The organism is Flexivirga alba, from assembly GCF_042661025.1.
GTDB lineage: Bacteria > Actinomycetota > Actinomycetes > Actinomycetales > Dermatophilaceae > Flexivirga > Flexivirga alba.
In genome coordinates, this window is the sequence record NZ_JBHSWH010000001.1 from 3,597,441 (window position 1) to 3,616,632 (window position 19,192).

At 67.2% G+C, this 19,192-nt stretch carries 23 protein-coding genes; 12 read left to right on the forward strand and 11 right to left on the reverse strand.

Annotated elements, in window-relative coordinates:
- Nucleotides 1-61 precede the first annotated feature (61 nt).
- The 3 genes from ACFQDH_RS17780 (at nucleotide 62) to ACFQDH_RS17790 (ending at nucleotide 2,669) form a co-directional block, all read left to right on the forward strand.
- Nucleotides 62-928: a DMT family transporter gene (locus tag ACFQDH_RS17780; RefSeq protein WP_382403720.1), complete on the forward strand. Its 867-nt coding sequence runs from the start codon at nucleotides 62-64 to the stop codon at nucleotides 926-928.
- Nucleotides 928-2,076 (forward strand): glycosyltransferase, encoded by a 1,149-nt coding sequence (locus tag ACFQDH_RS17785; RefSeq protein WP_382403721.1) that lies wholly within the window; start codon nucleotides 928-930, stop codon nucleotides 2,074-2,076. The genes ACFQDH_RS17780 and ACFQDH_RS17785 overlap by 1 nt, the downstream gene beginning before the upstream one ends.
- A 179-nt stretch (nucleotides 2,077-2,255) precedes the next feature.
- Nucleotides 2,256-2,669, forward strand: coding sequence for a TraR/DksA family transcriptional regulator (locus tag ACFQDH_RS17790; RefSeq protein WP_382403722.1), 414 nt, complete (start codon nucleotides 2,256-2,258; stop codon nucleotides 2,667-2,669).
- Between the two features lie 553 nt (nucleotides 2,670-3,222).
- Here the strand turns inward: ACFQDH_RS17790 and ACFQDH_RS17795 are convergent.
- The 4 genes from ACFQDH_RS17795 to ACFQDH_RS17810 all read right to left on the reverse strand — a co-directional run bounded on the left by ACFQDH_RS17795 (nucleotide 3,223) and on the right by ACFQDH_RS17810 (nucleotide 7,450).
- Nucleotides 3,223-4,299 carry an FUSC family protein gene (locus tag ACFQDH_RS17795; RefSeq protein WP_382403723.1) on the reverse strand — a complete coding sequence of 359 codons (1,077 nt, stop codon included), beginning with the start codon at nucleotides 4,297-4,299 and terminating at the stop codon, nucleotides 3,223-3,225.
- On the reverse strand, nucleotides 4,296-5,759 hold the full coding sequence (locus ACFQDH_RS17800) for a sugar porter family MFS transporter (RefSeq protein ID WP_382403724.1): 1,464 nt from the start codon (nucleotides 5,757-5,759) through the stop codon (nucleotides 4,296-4,298). The genes ACFQDH_RS17795 and ACFQDH_RS17800 overlap by 4 nt, the downstream gene beginning before the upstream one ends.
- 1 nt (nucleotide 5,760) lies before the next feature.
- The gene (locus ACFQDH_RS17805; RefSeq protein WP_382403725.1) at nucleotides 5,761-6,543 is read right to left on the reverse strand and encodes a molybdopterin cofactor-binding domain-containing protein; all 783 of its coding nucleotides are present in this window, start codon (nucleotides 6,541-6,543) and stop codon (nucleotides 5,761-5,763) included.
- Nucleotides 6,544-6,670: 127 nt separating this feature from the next.
- The gene (locus tag ACFQDH_RS17810) at nucleotides 6,671-7,450 is read right to left on the reverse strand and encodes a GAF and ANTAR domain-containing protein (protein WP_382403726.1); all 780 of its coding nucleotides are present in this window, start codon (nucleotides 7,448-7,450) and stop codon (nucleotides 6,671-6,673) included.
- A gap of 390 nt (nucleotides 7,451-7,840) precedes the next feature.
- Here ACFQDH_RS17810 and ACFQDH_RS17815 point away from each other — a divergent pair, with 390 nt between their 5' ends.
- The 4 genes from ACFQDH_RS17815 to ACFQDH_RS17830 all read left to right on the forward strand — a co-directional run bounded on the left by ACFQDH_RS17815 (nucleotide 7,841) and on the right by ACFQDH_RS17830 (nucleotide 9,737).
- The gene (locus ACFQDH_RS17815; RefSeq protein ID WP_382403727.1) at nucleotides 7,841-8,299 is read left to right on the forward strand and encodes a PRC-barrel domain-containing protein; all 459 of its coding nucleotides are present in this window, start codon (nucleotides 7,841-7,843) and stop codon (nucleotides 8,297-8,299) included.
- A 136-nt stretch (nucleotides 8,300-8,435) separates the two neighbouring features.
- On the forward strand, nucleotides 8,436-8,888 hold the full coding sequence (locus ACFQDH_RS17820) for a YihY/virulence factor BrkB family protein (protein WP_382403728.1): 453 nt from the start codon (nucleotides 8,436-8,438) through the stop codon (nucleotides 8,886-8,888).
- A gap of 26 nt (nucleotides 8,889-8,914) precedes the next feature.
- A complete protein-coding gene (locus ACFQDH_RS17825) occupies nucleotides 8,915-9,316 on the forward strand; it encodes a hypothetical protein (protein WP_382403729.1) in 402 nt (133 codons plus the stop codon).
- Nucleotides 9,317-9,422: 106 nt separating this feature from the next.
- Nucleotides 9,423-9,737, forward strand: coding sequence for a PRC-barrel domain-containing protein (locus tag ACFQDH_RS17830; protein WP_382403730.1), 315 nt, complete (start codon nucleotides 9,423-9,425; stop codon nucleotides 9,735-9,737).
- Nucleotides 9,738-10,413: 676 nt separating this feature from the next.
- Here ACFQDH_RS17830 and ACFQDH_RS17835 read toward each other — a convergent pair.
- Entirely contained in the window at nucleotides 10,414-10,683 is a 270-nt protein-coding gene (locus tag ACFQDH_RS17835; RefSeq protein WP_382403731.1) for a hypothetical protein, read from the reverse strand.
- Nucleotides 10,684-11,021: 338 nt separating this feature from the next.
- Here ACFQDH_RS17835 and ACFQDH_RS17840 point away from each other — a divergent pair, with 338 nt between their 5' ends.
- Nucleotides 11,022-11,525 (forward strand): SRPBCC family protein, encoded by a 504-nt coding sequence (locus ACFQDH_RS17840; protein ID WP_382403732.1) that lies wholly within the window; start codon nucleotides 11,022-11,024, stop codon nucleotides 11,523-11,525.
- A gap of 58 nt (nucleotides 11,526-11,583) precedes the next feature.
- Here ACFQDH_RS17840 and ACFQDH_RS17845 read toward each other — a convergent pair whose 3' ends face one another.
- Entirely contained in the window at nucleotides 11,584-11,943 is a 360-nt protein-coding gene (locus tag ACFQDH_RS17845) for an ANTAR domain-containing protein (protein ID WP_382403733.1), read from the reverse strand.
- Between the two features lie 62 nt (nucleotides 11,944-12,005).
- Here ACFQDH_RS17845 and ACFQDH_RS17850 point away from each other — a divergent pair, with 62 nt between their 5' ends.
- The 4 genes from ACFQDH_RS17850 (at nucleotide 12,006) to ACFQDH_RS17865 (ending at nucleotide 15,082) form a co-directional block, all read left to right on the forward strand.
- Nucleotides 12,006-12,431 (forward strand): ANTAR domain-containing protein, encoded by a 426-nt coding sequence (locus ACFQDH_RS17850; RefSeq protein WP_382403734.1) that lies wholly within the window; start codon nucleotides 12,006-12,008, stop codon nucleotides 12,429-12,431.
- A 162-nt stretch (nucleotides 12,432-12,593) separates the two neighbouring features.
- A complete protein-coding gene (locus ACFQDH_RS17855; protein ID WP_382403735.1) occupies nucleotides 12,594-13,328 on the forward strand; it encodes a GAF and ANTAR domain-containing protein in 735 nt (244 codons plus the stop codon).
- A 91-nt stretch (nucleotides 13,329-13,419) separates the two neighbouring features.
- Nucleotides 13,420-14,181 (forward strand): GAF and ANTAR domain-containing protein, encoded by a 762-nt coding sequence (locus ACFQDH_RS17860; protein ID WP_382403736.1) that lies wholly within the window; start codon nucleotides 13,420-13,422, stop codon nucleotides 14,179-14,181.
- A gap of 76 nt (nucleotides 14,182-14,257) precedes the next feature.
- Nucleotides 14,258-15,082, forward strand: a complete 825-nt coding sequence (locus ACFQDH_RS17865) for an alpha/beta fold hydrolase (protein WP_382404897.1) — start codon at nucleotides 14,258-14,260, stop codon at nucleotides 15,080-15,082.
- 107 nt (nucleotides 15,083-15,189) lie between these two features.
- Here ACFQDH_RS17865 and ACFQDH_RS17870 read toward each other — a convergent pair whose 3' ends face one another.
- The 5 genes from ACFQDH_RS17870 to ACFQDH_RS17890 all read right to left on the reverse strand — a co-directional run bounded on the left by ACFQDH_RS17870 (nucleotide 15,190) and on the right by ACFQDH_RS17890 (nucleotide 19,047).
- A complete protein-coding gene (locus ACFQDH_RS17870; RefSeq protein ID WP_382403737.1) occupies nucleotides 15,190-15,489 on the reverse strand; it encodes a hypothetical protein in 300 nt (99 codons plus the stop codon).
- Nucleotides 15,490-15,843: 354 nt separating this feature from the next.
- On the reverse strand, nucleotides 15,844-16,932 hold the full coding sequence (locus ACFQDH_RS17875) for a fatty acid desaturase family protein (protein ID WP_382403738.1): 1,089 nt from the start codon (nucleotides 16,930-16,932) through the stop codon (nucleotides 15,844-15,846).
- Nucleotides 16,933-17,056: 124 nt separating this feature from the next.
- Nucleotides 17,057-17,584, reverse strand: coding sequence for a hypothetical protein (locus tag ACFQDH_RS17880; protein WP_382403739.1), 528 nt, complete (start codon nucleotides 17,582-17,584; stop codon nucleotides 17,057-17,059).
- A gap of 255 nt (nucleotides 17,585-17,839) precedes the next feature.
- Complete coding sequence (locus tag ACFQDH_RS17885) at nucleotides 17,840-18,322, reverse strand: hypothetical protein (RefSeq protein ID WP_382403740.1); 483 nt, start codon at nucleotides 18,320-18,322, stop codon at nucleotides 17,840-17,842.
- Between the two features lie 566 nt (nucleotides 18,323-18,888).
- Entirely contained in the window at nucleotides 18,889-19,047 is a 159-nt protein-coding gene (locus tag ACFQDH_RS17890) for a DUF6131 family protein (RefSeq protein WP_382403741.1), read from the reverse strand.
- Nucleotides 19,048-19,192: the final 145 nt, after the last annotated feature.

Genomic DNA, 19,192 nt, shown 5'->3' on the forward strand with positions numbered 1-19,192 from the left:
GACGGGCTGCGAACGTGCTGCCATGGCACGCGCGCTGAAGGACGCGAGTTGAGGCATCGCGGTGTATCAGCTTGCAGTGGTGCTTGCGGTGGTCGCGGCCCTGCTGATCGCCGTCGGAGCCGCGCTGCAGTCGCGCACCGCGGTCGGTGTCCGCTCCGAGCGAATCAGCCGGATCCGTTTCCTGCTCATCTTGATTCGGCAGCCGCGCTGGCTGACTGGCGCGGTGGCAAGTGTCAGCGGCGTGGCGGTGCACGTCGTCGCGCTCAGCATCGGACCGGTGAGTGCGATCCAGCCTGTGGGCACGGTGGGTCTGATCTTCGCGGTGGGTGCGAGGTCGGCTCTGGACCGGACCCGGCCCAGCACGCGTGCGCTGATCGGATCGGGGATCGTCATCGTCGGGCTGGCTGCGTTCCTGGTCGTGCTGCCGCATGGTGAGGGCAGCACGCACGTACCGGCCCGTGGCGCGGTCGGTATGACCGTGATCGCGCTCGGGATCGCCGGCGTCGCGCTGGCCCTGCCGCGCCGGCGAGTCAGCCTCGACGTGCGTGCTGCGGCAATCGCGGCCGGCGCGGGAGCGTCATTCGGGGTGGGCGCGGCATTGATCGGGGCGATCGGGCGGCAGGCGGCGGCCAGTCTCGATGCCGTGCTGGGCTGGCCGACACTCCTGGTGATCGCCCTGCTCCTGGTCGGTGGGGTGGCGCAGCAGTCCGCCTACCGGCTGGCGCGATTCGCCGAGGTGTATGCCGTTGTGCTGGTCGTCGATCCGTTGAGCGCAGCATTCACCGGCGTCCTCGTGTTCGGAGACCAGATCCCGACCGCGCCGCTGAATCTGGCCTGGGTCGCGCTCGCGGCCGGGCTGACCGCGGCCGGTGTCGTCGTACTGTCCCACGTCCACCCAGCACACTCGCGGGAACAGAGTGCCACCTGATGCGCATTTTGATAGCTACCGACACCTACCCGCCCGACGTCAGCGGCAGCTCCGTCTTCGCCCGGCGGCTCGCCCGGGGTCTGGTCGAATACGGACACGAGGTCCACGTCGTGTGTTCCTCGGACAGTGGGCCGCGGAAGCTGGTCGTCGACCCCGACGGGGTCCGCGTCCACCGGCTGCCGTCCCTACCGTTGCTGATCCATCCACCGCTGCGTTTCACGAATCCGGTCGGCGCGTCTCGACGCGTGCACGGACTGGTCGCGCGGATCCGGCCCGACGTGCTGCATGCACAGGATCACTTCACGATCGGTCGCGCAGCGATCCGGGCCGCCGTTAAAAGCGGCATACCGGTGGTGGCGACCAACCACTTCATGCCGCAGAACCTCACGCCATACATTCCACGTCCGTGCCGCCCGCTGCTGGCCGGTGCCGCGTGGTACGACTTCCAGCGGGTGTACCGCAACGCAGATCGGGTGACCGCGCCGACCCCGACGGCTGCCGCGCTGGTACGCCGGCACTGTCTGAGCCGTGCGGTCGAACCGATTTCATGCGGCGTGGACACCGACGCGTTTCACCCGCGCTCAGGTCCGGAGGCCAGCCGGCGAGCGCTCGCGCTCCCCGACGTGCCGACCATCGGGTATGTCGGAAGGCTCGACGCCGACAAGCGGCTCGAGGAGCCGATACAGGCACTCGCCCGCCTTCCCGTTCCGGTCCACTTCGTGGTCGCCGGCGCTGGTGCGTGCCGTCCCCGGTTGGAGAAGCTCGCGGCCGATCTCGGCATCGCGGAGCGGACCCACTTCCTCGGCTTCGTGCCGGACGCGATCCTGCCCGAGGTGTATGCCGCGTGCGACGTGTTCTGCATGCCAGGGATTGCGGAGCTGCAGAGCATTGCCACCCTCGAAGCACTCGCGACGGGGCTGCCCGTTGTGCTCGCCAATGCGGTCGCCCTGCCGCACCTGGTGGAGCAAGGCGCCAACGGCTTCCTCTACCCACCCGGCGATATCACCGCGCTTACGCAGGCGCTGCTGACGCTACTCGCCGCGGACCGGCGGACGATGTGCGCTGTCAGCAGGCACATCGCCGAGCGCCATGCTGCCCGGCGCACGGTTGCCAGATTCGATGAGATCTACCGGCAGCTCGCGCGGTAAGGAGCGCTGCTGCCCATAGCGCGTGCGGCCTCACGTGTAGGTGCGCTGTAAATGGGTAAGGGCAGACCGGAGCGTTATTCACACATTTGCTGCCGCTGTCCCCGCAGCGTCGGCTGGGCTCTGCCTGGCTCGGGTGAGTCAGGGCCGTCACCACCTCAGGTTCCCGTTAGGAGCACGTCGTGACGAAACCCAACACAAGCACCCGACACAGCCTGACCACCGCTGACCTGGCGCGGGCACGCGCGCGCTTGGACTCAGAATTGTTCCGGCTTCGCGAGGAACTGGTCACGGCAGGCGCGGATGCCACCACCTACGTGCGTTGCGGCGCGACCGGCGATGACCCAGGCGACCTGGGTGCCGCGCCGCCGTCCCGGATCGACCGCGGTAACGGCGCGGTCGCCGAAGTTCGGCTGCTGATGCAGGAGACGACCGCAGCCCTCAAGCGCATCGAGTACGGCACGTACGGGACCTGTGAGTCGTGCACACACCCGATCGGCGTGGCGCGCCTGGGCGCATTCCCACGTGTCACCTTGTGCCTGCACTGCCGCGACCTGGTCGCACACCACTGGCCGGCGATACGACCAGACCGGTGAAACACTGGACACCCCCTCCGAACTCCACAATGGATCGATCATGAGTGTCTTCGTACGCCAGTGTGACCCGGTCGACTTCCTTGTCACGGCCGCGATGATGTACCGCGTCCGGGCCGTCGCCAGCGACGATCAGGGTCTGGACCCCGATCGCTTGGGACGCATGCTGTTGCGCGGCCACGTCGCCAGCGGTTACTGCGAGGGCGCCCACCATCGCGGCGAGTGCGACGATGACGGCCACCGTGCCCTGTACCACGGGTACACGTGGACACCCATACCGGAGAGCGACGTGGACCCGCTGGCTGTCGTGGATGCTTGTCAGGCCATAGCGCGGGAAAGCAATGATCATCCCTGCCGAGCTGCCGACGAGACGGCAGCGTTCCTCAACCAGCTGGAGCACGCCGCCGCGAACCGGGTACTGATAACCCAGCCCGCTCGGCCCTCAATTCCGCGGAGACCGGTCGGGGTGCCGTCGAAAGCCGACGCTCCGACCCGGGCATCAGACTCCGCGCCGACAAGGCCCGCGGATTGTGGCTCTGCTGCTACCGGTCCGGCCTCACTGCTCCGGGTCGATGCCGGCAAACATGATCGTGTCGTGAGCGACTTGCCGCATCGACCAGGCCACGGCCCGTTCCGGTTCCGGAGCGTCTGGTGAGATCTGCGATGTGCTGCGGGCGATCCGCAGCGCCTCGTCAGCCGCGTGCTGGCGCACGTCGCGGTTCGTCGGAGCGGTGGCGAGTGCTTGCAGCACGTCGCCCAACTCGCTGATCGCGCCCTTCAGCGATTGCAGTTGAGCCTCGCCGGCGGCGATGATCGCCCGGGTCAGCGCGAGGCAACTGCTGCCCAGCAGGTCGAGCTGTCCGGCGTTCTCCTCCTCCTGGACTATCGGCTCTCGGCGCAGCCACCACCGCGGCGTGCGTCGGGCGGTGTGCAGCGTCAGTTGCCGTGTCTTGCCGAGCTCAGTGAGTCGGTCACGCACGGTGCGCAGCTGCTCGACGGCGCGGTCGGCGGGTGCGTCGTCGTTGCGTTCGATGGCCTCGGCGGCGAGGTGCATCGATCGCGCCATACCGGCGAGGGCAGCGGATTCGTCCCGGTGCAACAGTTTGAGCGGCGCTGCCGGGAACAGCAGCTGACTGACGACCAGCGCGACGCCGCCGCCGATCAGCGCGTCGATCAGTCGGGCCGGGCCGACCCCGGGCGCGTTCGTGGCGACGGTCAGTATGGCGCTCGCCGCCGCCTGGGCGATGATCATCCGAGCCGAGCCGAGCACCAGGGCGAGCAGCATCGAGACGAGCGTCGCCACCGCCAGGGTCACGTATCCGGAGCCCATCACCGTGACGGCCGCCTCCGCGACGACGATGCCGAGGATGACGCCCGCCAGCATCCGTAGCGCGTTCGTGCCGCGCTCCCCGCGGGTGGCGTTGAGCGCTACGACGGCGGCGATCGGTGCGAAGAACGGCTGATGGTGCTGGACCAGATGCCGGGCGATCACCCACGAGACCGTGGCGGCGAACGTCCCCTGTATGGCGGGCCAGCCGCCGCTGCGCACCCGCTGCCAGGCGTCGTCGACCTCACCCGCGATCAGCTGTCGCCAGTGCTCGGCGTCAGCAGGCAACAACCTGGAGCGGGTCAAGACGACGAGGGAGACTCAGCCTCTTGCGGGGCTGCTTCCCGACCGAAGCGGTGCTGCATGTCCTCGTCGATCTCGGGGAAGTCACGGTCCTTGGTCTCCGGGACGTACTTGCCGATGAAGAACAGGGCGAAGACGCAGATGACCGCGAAGCACCAGAACGTCTGGCCGAGGCCGATCGTGGTGACCACCGTCAGGAACACCTGGCTGACAATGAGGTTGGACGCCCAGTTGACTGCGGTGGCCGCGCCGGAGCCCGTCGCGCTGGCGTTCGGCGGGAAAATCTCCCCGATCAGCACCCAGAAGAGCGGCCCCATGCCGACGGCGAAGCCCGCGATGTAGAGCACCATGAACACCAGCGACAGGACCGAACCCCAGGAGGCCACGAACGACAGGCCCATCACTGCGAGCGCGACCAGCATGACGCTCATCGAGATGAGCAGCAGCTTGCGACGCCCCATCCGGCCGACCACCCACAGCGAGACGATCGTCATGAGCAGGTTGATGACGCCGACGGCGACGGCGTAGTAGATCGAGTTGGACGCGGTCAAGCCGGTCTTCTGCATGATGGTCGGTGCGTAGTAGATGATCGTATTGATCCCACCGAACTGTTGGAGGGCTGCCAGCACGACACCGACGACGAGGGCCGGTCGCACCGCCTTGTTGAACAGGCCGCGCCAGCCGACCTTCTCACCGCTCTTGTGCTGCTCTTCCTCCATCTCCTGCTGGCGCGCTTCCAGCAATTGCTGGCCACCGTCCTCGTCGCCGGCGATCCGGCGGTAGACCTTCTGCGCCTTGTCGGTGTGGTCGTTGGTCAGCAACCAGGCCGGAGACTCCGGAATCATGATCAGGGCGCCGAGCAGTATGACGATCGCCGGGATCGCGCCGACCGCAAACATCCCGCGCCAGCTCTGGACGCTGGAGAACGCCAGGTTGACCAGGTAGGCGACCATGATCCCGATCGTGATCATCAGCTGGTTGAGGGTGAGCACCCGGCCGCGGACCTGCGCCGGTGCGAGCTCGCCCAGGTAGGTGGGCACCAGCGCGGAGGCGCTGCCGACTGCGAGACCGAGCACCACCCGGCCGACCAGCAACATGACGTAACCGGTGGCGAAGACTGCGATCGCGGTGCCGATCAGGAAAATCACTCCGACCAGAGCCAGCACCTTGCGACGTCCGAGCGAGTCGGCCACTCGGCCCTCACCGAGTGCGCCGACCATCGCGCCCAGCAGCAGCAGACTGACGACCGCGCCCTGTTCGGTGGAGGAGAGGTGGAAGTCGGTCTTGATGAACAGCAGCGCCCCGGAGATCACGCCGGTGTCGTAGCCGAACAGGAACCCGCCGACGGCGATCACCGAAGCCCACGTCCAGATCGTGCGCTTTCCCTTATCGGTCAGCTCGACCTGTTCGGCCTCCTGCCGTCCGGTGTCCTGCTGACCGGATGAATGCTCCACGTGTGACATCTCATGTCTCCTCTGCGCTGACGAACTGGTCGGGAGTGATCGGAAGATCGCGCACGCGCACGCCAGTCGCGTGGTGGGCGGCATTCGCGATCGCCGCGGCCGCACCGACGATGCCGATCTCGCCGATGCCTCGGGTCCCCATCGGATTGGTGTGCGGGTCGGACTCGTCGAGCCACACCGCCTCGATGTCGGCGACATCCGCGTGCGCCGCGATGTGGTACTCCGCGAAATCGTGATTGACGATGTGCCCGAAGCTCGGGTCCATCACGCTGTGCTCGAAGAGAGCCATCGACAGGCCCATCGTCATACCGCCGATCAGCTGGGAGCGCGCGGTGCGCGGATTGATGATCCGCCCGACGGAAAAGACGCCCAACATGCGCGGCACACGAATCTCCCCGGTGTCGCGGTGAACTCGCACCTCGGCGAACTGCGCTCCGAACGAGTGCGCCGCAAACTGTTTCGCCACAAGGTCTTTCGGCGCCTCGGCTTCAGTCATGGCGCCCTCCGTGGGGCTGCCCCCATGGTGCAGCTGGCCCTCGTCATCGGCCAGTCCGCCTGCCGTCACCACCTCGGCGCCGTCATTGGCGACCGCGAGAGACAGGCACGTGGTCGCGCGGCGGCCGTCGACCAACGCTGTGCACGCGCCGCACTGCCCGCGATCACAGCCCTTCTTCGGCACCGTGACACCCAGTCGATCCCGCAGCGCATCCAACAGGCTCGTGCGAGTGTCGACCGTCAGGGCGCGTCGCCGACCGTCGACGCGCAGAATGATCCGGGCTTCCATCAGGTTCTCCTCGCGCAGCACGGCAGGCTTCCTGACGGAGCAGCTACCCGAGCGCGGGAGTGATCAAACGGGCCAGCCGCCTACGGCGGCTCGATGCGGGATGGGTTGCCGGTCCCGCGCGGCGGACTCAGACTGCGGGTCGGGACACCTGCTGAGGCGGGCTGCCGGCTGATGCGGTCTCGGGCTCGGCCTCGTTGAGTGTTGCGCCGATGCCCTGCGTGATGGTCCCCGCGGCGACCAGTTCCTCGGCCACCACCCGGAGCTTGATGTTCTGCTCCTGGGAGTAGCGGCGCAGCACCTCGAACGCCTGGTCCAGGTTGAGCCCGTATCGCTGCATCAGCATGCCCTGGGCGATCCCGATGGCTTGGCGAGTCTGGAGTGCGGTGTGCAAGCCGTCGTTGCGGCGGGTGGCGGTCAGAGCGTTGGCGGCGTGGCGCGCGAAGATACTGGCGATCATCACGTCCGTGTTGTCGAAGACGTCCGGGGCGTGGGCATAGAGATTGAGCCCGCCGAGGGTGCGCTCCGGGGTGTCCAGGCGCACACTCAGGATGGCTCGGAAACCCAGCTCAGCGGCTGCGGGTGCCCAGCGGGGCCAACGCTTCTCGGACTCCATGTCCTCGATGACGTAGGTGTCGAGCTTCCACACCGCGTCCAGGCAGGGGCCTTCCCCGAATTCGTACTGCAGCGCGTCGGCCTTCTCCACCAGCGGCGAGGTGCACGCCGGTGTGTCCACTGTGCCGTCGGTGCGGCGGATCGAGACACCGCAGGCATCACATGCCGGGACCGTCTCGACTGCGAGCTCGGTGATCAACGCCAGGGTCGGCTGCTCGCCTCCGGCGTGCATCAGATCACGGCTGATCTGCTCGAACGCCCGAGCACGACCGAAGTCTTTTGTCTCATGCGACACGGGGCCACCTCGCTTCCATACAGTTTCGTCGGTCTGAACAGGTGAAAGGAATACGGCAAACACACGCCCCACCCCCGCTCATATTTCCCTTTCAACTTACGCCTCAAACGGCCGATCACCCAGGTGTGTGTCACCGGGGATCGGTCGGCCCGTAAACCCGTGCCGATCCTCCCGAATGTGCCGAGTGACGTTTTTCTTCGCCCGTCGGGGGTAGTTACTCCGCTTGAAGCGGCGTCGACACCTGGTATTCGCCGCAGTGTCGCCCCGGACCCCGGCAGCCATGCCTGTGCTGGAGGTGGCCTTACCGAACCTCACCGCCCAGCGACAGGTGACCGGGCGTCAGATCGGCGTCCCGAGTCCACGAGGCACCAGTCCCATTGGGAGGAACAGATGATCAACACAGACCAGATCCCAACCCTGCTCGAGCACGGCACCGTTGTCGGCGACGACGGGTCGAAGATCGCCAAGATCGACCTGGTCTATGTCGACGACAACTCGGGCAGGCCCCGTTGGGTCACCATCAAGACCGGCATGTTCGGCGGCGCGGCCTCCTTCGTCCCACTGACCCAGGCGGACGCGGACGGCTCGCAGCTACGCGTGCCGTATGACAAGAAGACCATCAAGGACGCCCCGCAGGTGGAGTCCGATGAGCACCTGAGCCCCCAGGAGGAACAGGAGCTTTTCCGCTACTACCCGTCGGGCGGCGACGGTCAGCAGCGTGGAGACGGATCCGCTCCACCAGGTGCGGTCGGACACGACACCTCCGGCCCGACGACCCGACGACTGACCGCGTCGGGGATCGGTGCCGACATACTCCGCCGCGCCCGCCGGCAGCAGACCTCTGAATGAACGAGGAAGGACATGAGCAAGAACACGAACGACACGAACGAGAATCCCGAGGGCACGTCTGGCAAGAACGCCGAGCGGATGCACGAACCGAGCACGCCATGGGGCCGCGCCGTGGCTTGGGCCGCACTGTCCGGTGATGTTGCTGGTCACCCTTGTCACGGTGATCCTGTCCGCGCTGGTCCTCGTCGGTCTGGTCGTCAGTGGGCCCGCGGCCAATTCCGTCAGCAACGCCATCGGACTGGGCTCCACCGCGGTGCTGGTATGGCGGATCGCCAAGTGGCCGGTGATGCTCGCGATCGTGGTGCTCATCGTGGCGCTGCTCTACTACGCCACCCCCAACGTGAAACAGCCCTTCGCCGGCGTCATCGTCTTCCTGCTCTGGCTGTGGATCACCAACCTGGCGCTGTTGTTCGGCGCCCAGCTGGACGCCGAGCTCGAGCGCGGCCGTGAGCTACAGGCCGGCATACATGCGGAGGAAACCATCCAGCTCCCACCCCGCGACACCCGCAAGATCGACAAGGCGCGTGCCAAGGAGGACGACGATGTCGCTCGCGGGGCACGCCTGCGGCGCGACGAGCGCGAGGCGTGAGGACTCATGAAGCACAGGAGGCCGTGGTGGCACTGACTCCGCAGGACGAGCGCGCGTTCAAGCTGCTGATGATCGACCTGTGTCTCGATGATCCGGAGTTCATGAGACAACTGGTCACCCGCCGCCACGGCTGGACGCGACGTGTCCGGCTGATCCGCACCGGGGGTGCACTGGGCTGCTTCAGCGCCCTGCTCGCCCTGTCGCTGAGCGGCGCGACCGGGCTCGCCTGGGCGTTCCTCGCCGCGGCCCTGGCGCTGGCCGGAGTCGCCTGTAGCATCGGCGCCGTCGTGCCGCGCCCCGTCCCCGCCCGGGCCCGCTGGTTACGCATCCGATTGCGCACCGGGCGCGTGGCCCACCACTATCACCTGGCAATTCTGCGGTCCTGTCACAAGACCTCGACCACGCCGGCACCGCGCGACAGGCGTTGACCCGCAAACTGCAGCTGGAGCATCCCCGGCGTCTGCGCACGACCGGTTCCGTTTCGCCACAGCGGGTACGGCACTGGATGTGTCCAGAAGCATAGGAGCCGAAGCAATGCAATTTCACGCGGAGAACATTCGAGACTGGCGCGGCCGCGACGTTGTCGACCAATCCGGGCACAAAGTTGGCACGCTGGAATCGGTGTATGTCGATACCACCACCGATGAACCGGTGTTCGGCTGCGTGACCATCGGCATGATCGGCCGGCGCCGGTTGACCTTCGTGTCGCTCGACGGTGCCACCGTGTCGCCTGCGCACGTGAAAGTGACCGCTGACAAGAAGCGGCCGGCTTTGCCGGGCAGCGCCTACTGGGTCGGCGCTGACGTCCTCCGGTGCGGTCGGGGTGTCACCGGACCGGCTACGGGGTAAGAGATAGCGCATGAAGGTCAGGACTGCGATCACTCCGGTCCGGCGACACGCGCGGACGGGTCGCTGACCCGGTGCTGCTCGTTGGGCCCGGCCCACAAGTCAACCGTCTCCGAAAGCGTGCCCGGGCGATAAGTCGGCAAGCCGAGGTCCTCGCGCCGCCTGCTGGCCAAGTCAGCGGGGTATGGCGGACCCGCGCCACAGCGATCCGGGGAGGTGGTGTCGCCGCCTACCTGATGGGGATGCTTGCGTTCCTCGTCATCGTCCTCGTTACGGCCGTGTGCCAAATCAGCCGCTGAGTCTCACAGATCTACGCCAAAACGACGACGGCTCACCTTGGTTCAGGTTCGTCTGTCGCGCGGCCGCGGTGCAGCAAGTGCCGGACGATGAGCCCGCTGGCGACGACTGCTGACGCAATGACGAGGTAGACCAAGTACCGGTCCAACCGTTGGCCTGACGCAGCCCTCGATGAACCGTGGACTGCGCCAGTGGGGTGGCCGTCGGCTGGTTCTCGGGGCCGCCGGCTGGTGCTCCGGTAGCTGCGAGTCAGCCTGGCCGACGCCTGCCCGGACCGCCTATTGGGACGTGTCCCGGTTGGTCGATGGCGGCCCTGATCATGCCGTGAACGTACCCAGCGCGTCGGCGTCATAGCGCTCCCCTCCTGACCGCCGTGCAAGCCTCAGGGCAGCTGAACCGTTCCCGGAAAGTCGTCGTGCGATTGCGGTCGGACAGGCAGCGCGCTGGGTGACCGTCGCGCGCGCAGTGCGGCCACGACCTCGGCTTCTCGTTTGATCAGATCGAGCAGTTGCGGGTTGAGCACTGGCCCGTTGACGCTCCGGGAAACGTAGGTGCTGGCGCGGCGTATGGCGTCTTCGAGTTGTGCCAGTTCGCCGATCAAAGCGCGCACGGATCCCGGTGCATGGGTGGGAATGTCGTTGTCAATGGTCATGCTGGCCTCCAGTGGGGCCGGTGACCGCTGCTTCGAGAGCAGCGGTCAGGTGATGTGCCCCCGCTGCTCGAAGGCCGTGTTCCACGGTGCGGGTCAGGTGCGGGCATTGTCAAGCGCCCGACAATGTGGGCGCACGTCGTCCGGTCTGCCCCGGCACACCGGTTCCGTTTGGTGGCAGCGGGTACAACGCTGAATGTGCCCGGCAGTAAAGGAGTTCGACCAGACCCGCCGACGGCCGGACCTGCCGTGTTGTCAATAATCCGACTCCACCAGCTGCGACACGAGTACTGGTGGCCACGTGGCGCGCGGGTCAGCGCTCCCGAAACGAGAGGACCCGAATGAGCCGCACCATGGCGGTCAGCGACAGCATCGTCATCGACGTCGATGCCGAGACGATCTGGCAGCAGGTCGCCGACCCGGCGCAGATGCCGAGGTGGAGCCCGGAGAACATCGGCGCCACCACACCGGCGGAAGGCCGTCCGCTGGAGGTGGGCGAGACCTTCGACGGCACCAACCGCCGCGGCCGGGCCCGCTGGGTGACCCAGTGCGTCGTCACGGCCTCCGACCCCGGACGGCTCTTCGCCTTCGACGTACGCATGATCGGTGCCCGCAAGCCGACGCTGCGCGGCCGGATCGCCACCTGGGCCTATGCCTTCGAGGAGGTCGACGGAGGCACCCGGATCACCGAGACCTGGACCGACGGACGGACGAGGTGGCCGGACCAGGCCGCCGCCGTTTTCGACCGCGCCGTCACCGGCGGCAAGCTCTTCGCGGACTTTCAGCGTGGCAACATCAGGCGCACCCTCGCCACGATGAAGGGCGAGTTCGAGCGGGCCGACTGACCGAGCCTGCTCGCCATACAACGGCGTCGCGTGTAGTAGCGCGCAACGTGCCCGGGGCTTATTCGGGGTCGTCGAACCGGAGCTGCCGGTTGACGACGTGCGCGGCCACTTCGTCGAGGGGTATGTCGTGGTCGGTTGCGAAGGAGCGAAGCCGGTCCAAGGCTGCAGCGGTGTCGGTTTTGAGTTGCACCGAGACCATGCCCGAGGCCTGGTGGACCGTGGGTGCCAGGTCCAGTAGAGAGGGAGCATCCGGGTCGGTGGGGCTGAGGGGCGTGTGGATCCCGTCGCGGGTATCGACCGCGCCGGTGTGCAGCAGTCCCGCCAGGAGTAGGAATGCTCGGGGACAGTGACGGTCTGCTGCGGGTGGGGGCCGTCGGCCGCCCCTCCACGAGGTACCAAGGACGTTACAATTGATCACCTGGTCACCCCAGACCCCGGTGGCTCCACTGAGCTGATTCCCAGTAGGAGGTACCACCTCTGATGACCCATTCCGATGTCGTCCGCTTCCCCGCCGGTGATCACCAGCCGATTCCCCCAGACATGGCGGCGCTGCAAGAGCAGATCCGTGGCCTGCAGAGCGCGTTGCTCAGCCTGCCGGTGATCGAGCAGGCCAAGGGCGTCGTGATGCTGCAGTACCGGATCGACGCCGAGACGGCGTTCGCCGTCCTGGATCGCGTGTCGCGGGACACCAACATCAAGATCCGCGAGATCGCCGCGCTGGTCTGCGAGGTCAGTTGCGGACACCAACGGCCCGACCCCAGCGCGGATCCTGTCCTGGCCCACGTGCTGGACCAGCTCGCCCCCGTCGCGACAACGCCTGCCGCAGAACCGGGCGACCCGAAAACGACGACGCCGACGAACGGCAGGCCGCCACCGAGTCGTCTCCCTGCAGTCGGTCGCGGGTAGGCAATGGCCGGGTGGACGCCGCTGGGGCTCGCCCGGCCGCGTAGGGTCAAGACCGGTGGTGTCCGTGGGAGGCCGTGTCATCCCCTCTGATTCCACAGCCGATGTTCGGCGGATGGGAGAGGCTATGGACACCCGCATTGCCGGACGGCAGGTGCGGCCGCAATGGATGACCTGAGTCGATTACGGGCCACCCTGGACGCGGTCATGCGAGCCGATGGTGACGACCCGACAACGGCGACCACGGTCGCCGAGATCGGCTCGCGGGCGTTGCCCGGTGATGGCGCCGCGATCACGCTGATGTCCTCGGACACGCAGCGGCATACCCTGACCGCCACCGACGAGGTGATCATCGCTGTCGAGCAGGCACAGCACATCGTCGGGGAAGGGCCCAGTCTGGACGCGTTCACCAGGGCACGGCCGGTGCTGGTCCCAGACCTGGGCCACGCCGAGTGGCAGGCAGCGTGGCCGGGCCTGATCGACCGACTGGCCCGCCTGCCGGTGGCGGCGCTGTTCGCCTTCCCGATGCGTTTGGGAGCGACCGTGATCGGGATAGCGCTGTGTTATTCGCGGGCGGCCGGAGAGCTGGACCGCGACGACCTGGCGTTCGCACTGGGTGCCTCGGACATTCTCACTGCGGCGCTGTCGCAGGTCGGCGAGAAATGGGTCCTGGTGGACGGCCACGACGGTGCATGGCTCGGCGACGGTATCCCGGGCAGCCGGGTGGTCCATCAGGCAACGGGCATGTCGATGGTCCAGCTCGGCGGCGTCCCGTCCGCGATCGCGTTCGCGCGACTTCGCGCCCACGCCTTCGCGCACGGCCGCACCCTGGAGGACGTGTCCGCCGACATTGTCGCGCGCCGCCTGGTCCTGCAAGCCGACGATACGGGCCCACCGTGATCGAGGACGCAACGAGCAAAAGGTCCCGACGGGACGCACCGTTTTACACTCGAAGACGAACCTGCATCGCGGGGAACGCACAGGAGACGCCATGACTACAGCAGATCGCGAACAGCAGCTCGTGCGGGCCTTCGTGGAACTGTCCGACACCCTCGTCGGCGACTACGACATCACCGACCTGCTGCAGGAATTGGTCGACCACTGCGTGGACCTGCTGCGCGCCGACGCGGCCGGGATTCTGCTGGTCGATCCACGCGGCGGTCTACGGGTAATGGCCTCCTCCAGTGAGCACACCCGGCTGCTGGAGCTCTTCCAGCAACAGGCCCACGAAGGGCCGTGCGTCGACTGCGTCAGCTCCGGGGAGCCGGTGTCGGCACCCGACCTGGCCGAGCACACCGAGCGGTGGCCACGGTTCGTGCAGGCCGCCGCTGAGCAGGACTTCCATGCCGTGGACGCCGTGCCGATGCGGCTGCGGGACGAGGTCATCGGCGCGATGAACCTCTTCCGGACCCGCACCGGGGCAATGCCCGAGGCCGACCTGGATGTCGCGCGGGCGCTGGCTGATGTGGCGACCATCGGCATTCTGTCCGAGCGGGCGATCCATCACCGCAGTGTCATGGTCGCTCAGCTCGAAGGTGCGCTGAGCAGCCGTGTCGTCATCGAGCAGGCCAAGGGCATTCTGGCCGCCTCCGGAGCGACCGACATGGACCACGCGTTCACCGCACTGCGCGCCTACGCCCGTCGCACCCATACTCGCCTGTCGCAGGTTGCCGCCCAGCTCGCCCAGGGCACTCTGACCTCCACGCAGGTCCTCACCACCGGAGATGTGCCTGCCACCGAGAAGACTCCGTAGCCCGAGCGCACACTGCGTCAGGCCCGGCTCCATCGGCCCAGCGGTGCTGGACCCGCAAGAAATGGGTATGGAGTGCATCATGACGGTGATCGCTCACGACGGCACGAAGCTCCATGTGGAAGACAGCGGCGGCACCGGCCGCCCGGTGGTGCTGATCCACGGCTGGCCACTGTCCGGTGAATCGTGGGCACCCCAGGTGCCCGCGTTGCGCGACGCGAGACTGCGCGTCATCACCTACGACCGGCGCGGCTTCGGCCGCAGCGACAAGCCGGCCGCCGGTTACGACTACGACTACCTGGCGGCCGACCTGCAGGCGGTGATCGAGGAAGTTGACCTGCGGGATCTGTCCCTGGTGGGCTTCTCGATGGGCGGCGGCGAAGTCGCCCGCTACCTCTCCCGGTATGGCGCCGACCGGGTCCGCAGCGTGGTGTTCGCATCGGCCGTTCCGCCATACCTGGCGAAGACCGCGAAGAACCCGGACGGACCGCTGGACAAGGAGCGCGCCGGCGAGATGCTGACCGCGCTGCAGGTCCACCGGCACGCCTTCTTCGACGACTTCACCACGCAGCTCCTCTCGGCGAACGGGAACCTGGCCGTCGGGGAGAACGTCCAGCGCGACACGATGTGCCAGGCGCTGCAGTCGGATCAGTCGGCCGCCGAGGAGTGCCTGAAGGCCTGGGCCACCACCGACTTCCGGGCCGATCTCGCCGCGGTGACCGTGCCGGCCCTGATCATCCACGGCGACTCCGACGCGCTGGTGCCGTTCGAGGGCTCGGGGCAGCGCACCCACGACGCGATCGAGGGCAGTCAGCTGCACGTGATCAAGGGCGGCCCACACGGTGTCACCATGAGTCACGCCGACGAGTGGAACAACATTGTGGGCCGCTTCCTCGCGCGCTGATCACCGGCCGTACTGGTGACGTCGCGCAACGTCAAGGAGTAACCAGCTGTGGAGGACATCGAAGCGGCCGTGCCGAGCGTGGGGCTTCGGCACGGCCGAGTTTTCTGTCATGCATCGCGTCCGACGTGCTGGAATGCCGGGTTGACGCTCGACATCTTGCGCACCGACGCCAGGTGACCACCGAAGTAGCCGCCCGCGCCGACGCAGGCCAAGCCGGCCAGACCGATCGCGGCGCCCCGGCCGTGATGGTTGCGCTTCCGGGCGCGGTATGACGCGAGGTACAACGCGAAGCCGGTCGTGTTCGCCAGGACGTGCACAGCACCGATCCGCAGCTCCCGCCGGTCGGCGCTCGCCAGCTCCGCGAGACCGGTCACCGCGGTCGGCCACGCAGACAGCAGGGCCCGCACCGACCAATTTCCGCGCGGCTGGAGCCGCGTGCCGCCCGGCGAAGACGTCCAGCACGCCGGCGGAGATCCACATGCCGAGCGGTGCCATGGTCATCATCGGGTGCACGGCGTGTCCCAGCCACCCGCCCTGCAGCAGGTCGCGTCGTGTCGGTGACCGCACCAGCGCCTGGCTGATCGGGAACACGATCCCCGCGATCTGATCGAGCGAGTCGTCGTCCTCAAGCTGAGTTGTCAGTCGTACCAAGGGGTTTGCTGAGCGCATGACTGTCTCCTGACGCTCCTGTGTGGTCAGTTCGGTCCTTACCCCGTCAACACCCGGACAAACGTCGCGACACAGCCTCACCGACGGTGGTTCTATCCGCGGTATCTGCGCACGAGCGGGCAGTCGAACGGGTCTCGCGCACCGATGCCGACCTGGTTGAGGTAACGAATAACCATCCTGTAGGACTGCCACAGCGTCTTCTGCGTGTAGGTCACGTTGTGCTTGGCGCAATGCGCCCGGACCAGCGGCTGGACGCGCCTCAGGTTAGGACGCGGCATGCTCGGAAACAGATGATGCTCGATCTGCCGGTTCAGCCCGCCCATCGCGAAGTCGACCAGCGGCCCGCCCACTATGTTGCGCGACATCAGCACCTGCCGACGCAGGAAGTCGACCTTCATGCCGTGCGGCACCAACGGCATACCCTTGTGATTCGGCGCGAACGAGCCTCCCAGCAGGACACCGAACAGCGCCATGTGCAGCCCGAAGAACGCGCCGGCTTTGCCCGGAGGCAACAGCAGCAGGAGCGCGATCGGGTAGGCCACCAGCCGCACCCCTATGAGCGAGGCCTCCGCCCAGCGCTGCGGCAAGGGGCGCCTGCTGGTCACGGTCTGGACGCCGCGTAGCTGCAGGTTCAGCCCCTCCAAGGTCAACAACGGAAAGAACAGCCAGCCCTGCCTCCGGGCGAATGCCGCGCCCATCCCCTGCCGGGCCCGGGCCAGGTCCGGGGTGAACGCGAGAGCGCCCGACGCGATGTCCGGGTCGATACCCTCCTGGTTGGGAGCCGCGTGATGCATGCTGTGCTTCTTGTCCCACCAGCCATAGCTCAGCCCCAAGAACAGCCCACTGAGCACCCGGCTGGTCCACTCGTTCCATTGCCAGGACCGGAAGACCTGGCGATGGGCGGCATCGTGACCCAGGAAGCCGATCTGAGCGGAAATGACCGCGAGGACACCCGCCACGACCAGTTGCCACCACGAATCGCCGATGATGACGACGGCCACCCACACCGCGGCGTACGCAAGGACGATGCCGATGATCCGCGACCAGTACCAGCCGTAGCGGCGGTCCAGCAGATCGCTGTCTTTGACCTGCCGGGACAGCTCCGTGAACGAGCCGACATAACGAACGCGCGCAGCTGGTCTGTCGGGAGTCGCAGACTGCTGGCCGGTGATCCTGCTCATGTGGAGCCCTTCGACGCCGGTGATGATCGCTGTCAGGGTCTCGGACAGCCAGTAGTAAACGTGTTGTACCCGCCGCGTGCGTCTTCAACCCCAGCGCGACGATCACGAGCCTCGAGGCGGCTCGTCAGCGGAGCGCAAGAGCCGTGGTCATGCCGTACGCCGCGTGCGGAACGATGTCGGACAGCCAGCCGCTCATTCCCCAGGTCCGCGGGTCTGTCAGGCCGGCTGCGACCAAGGGGACGTCGCTCGCCAGCATGACTCCGGCACTGAGCACTGTGGCGAGGACGACATCGCGTGGCCGACAGCGGCGCACCAGGAAGCTGCAAGTCACACCGGCCACCAGTCCACTGCCGATGCCGAGCAGGGCGCCCCAGCCCTGCGCGCGCGCCTCCGCCTGCTGCTCTCCCTTTCTGAGCGGTATGCCGATAGTCCCCGCCATCCGAGCTGCGAGCTGCTCCGGCGCCGAGCTCGACGGTCGGCCGCGAGCAGCCATGTCGGCATACGTCACCAGGCTGAGCACAGTCGTGCCCGCTGCTCCGGCCCGCAGGCCAAGCGCAATGGTCTGCAGCATCCCGGGTCGGGACAGCGTCGCGGCGTTCACCGATAGCTGTTGCAACGCATCGGTTTTCGAAATCCCAGTCAAAGCGTCCACGTAATCCTCGTCATCGGCTGGTCAGTGCTGTTCCACCGGGACTGCTGTCGAAGGAGTTCGAAGTCAACCAGCGGCAGATGCGTGGCAACCTGCCGCAGGCTTTCGTCCACGCGATGCTGCTCGAGTCCGCCCGCGCGCTCGCCGACCAGCGGCCATGAGCTGGTCCGTGGCGCCGCGACCGCACCATCTTTCGGGGGTCGGTACGGTCGCGGCGCGGCCGCGCGTGTCGACCGCACGCCCAGTCGGTGCAATAGCTCAGCTGTCGCGTCGGGTGTTTCGCTCATCGGCCGCGGTGGCGTCGTCGGTATGGCCGGTGGCCGTGCCACCGGGCTCGTCGGGACTGATCCGGTTCCCGTTCGCATCGAGTTGGTAACCTTCACGATCCGTCCTCGTGTCTGGATCGAGGGCGTCGGCCTTACGCAGCTGCTCGTGATGCTCGTGCCGCGCCACCTTGCGGTCCTCGTCCTGCCGATCGGCCTCGACCTTGAGCTGCTCGGCCTGCGCGGCGCGCTGGTCGGCATCCGCCTGGCCCGCGCGCGCCTCGGCCGCGGCCCTGGCCGCCGACGCCTCGTGCTCACGCAGCGCCAGATTGTGCTCGGCGGAGTCATCCCTCAGCTCGGCCGCCTGGGAGCGGTTCATGTCCAGTCTCCGCTTGCGAGCCCAGGTCACCACGATCCCGACGATGATCAGGATCACGATGATCGCGATGATGATCCAGATCCAGGTCGTTCCGTTCATGGATGTCAACTCCTCATCAGGGGCGCTACACAGCGGCAGGAGGTCCACCGTGGACCGCGCCACCCATAGGTGTGCCCACGAAGGGCCCGGCGCAAACCTGCTGTCGTTCCCTGGGGTGCTGCCGCACTCACCGACCCAGCGCGGTGGCGGTCGTTTGACGGGACCGCGCGTGGGTTATCAATCCTGTGGATCGCTCTCGACTGAAAGGACTCGCAGGGACCTCATCTCGCAGGGGCCCGAACCGCTGCAGCCGGTGCTGCAGGGCATCGACCGAAAGCTCGGCAACATCGAGACGGGCCGGTTCGAACGCAGCCCGTCCCTGTTTCGACACTCACGCATTCCGCCGCAAGAAATCATCGGACGGTGGATCCAGGCTGACTCTTTCGTAGCCCGGAGCAGGAGCACTGCCGTATGGCGTTTCCCGCCCGGCCCGCCTCACTGCCGCACGCAGCGTGTTCGCCCACGATCTTGGCGTGGCTAACGCCGCGGCGGACGTCCGCCGCACACCGGACCGACTCATCGTCATGACGTCGAGCCGGAGCCAAGCTTAGGGTTCAGAGCTGGCCTCAGTACCAATGGTTACGCCCTCCGATTGCACGGCCGGTGCGACCCAGGACGGCCAGTGCCACGCCGATGACCAGGACGATGATGCCGATGACCACCAGCACGTGGAGCGATGCCACGACGAGGCCGATGATGAGCAGGATGACACCCAAGATGATCACGGTACTGACTCCTTCGTTTGGTCTGGCTTGCTCGTGAGCGGCCAGCGCGAGTGGTGTACGTCTGCTGTACCCATACCTGGCCGACTTCACCCGTGTCGGTGGGGAACGAATTACGAAACGGCCACATCGCCACGCGCTAGAAGTG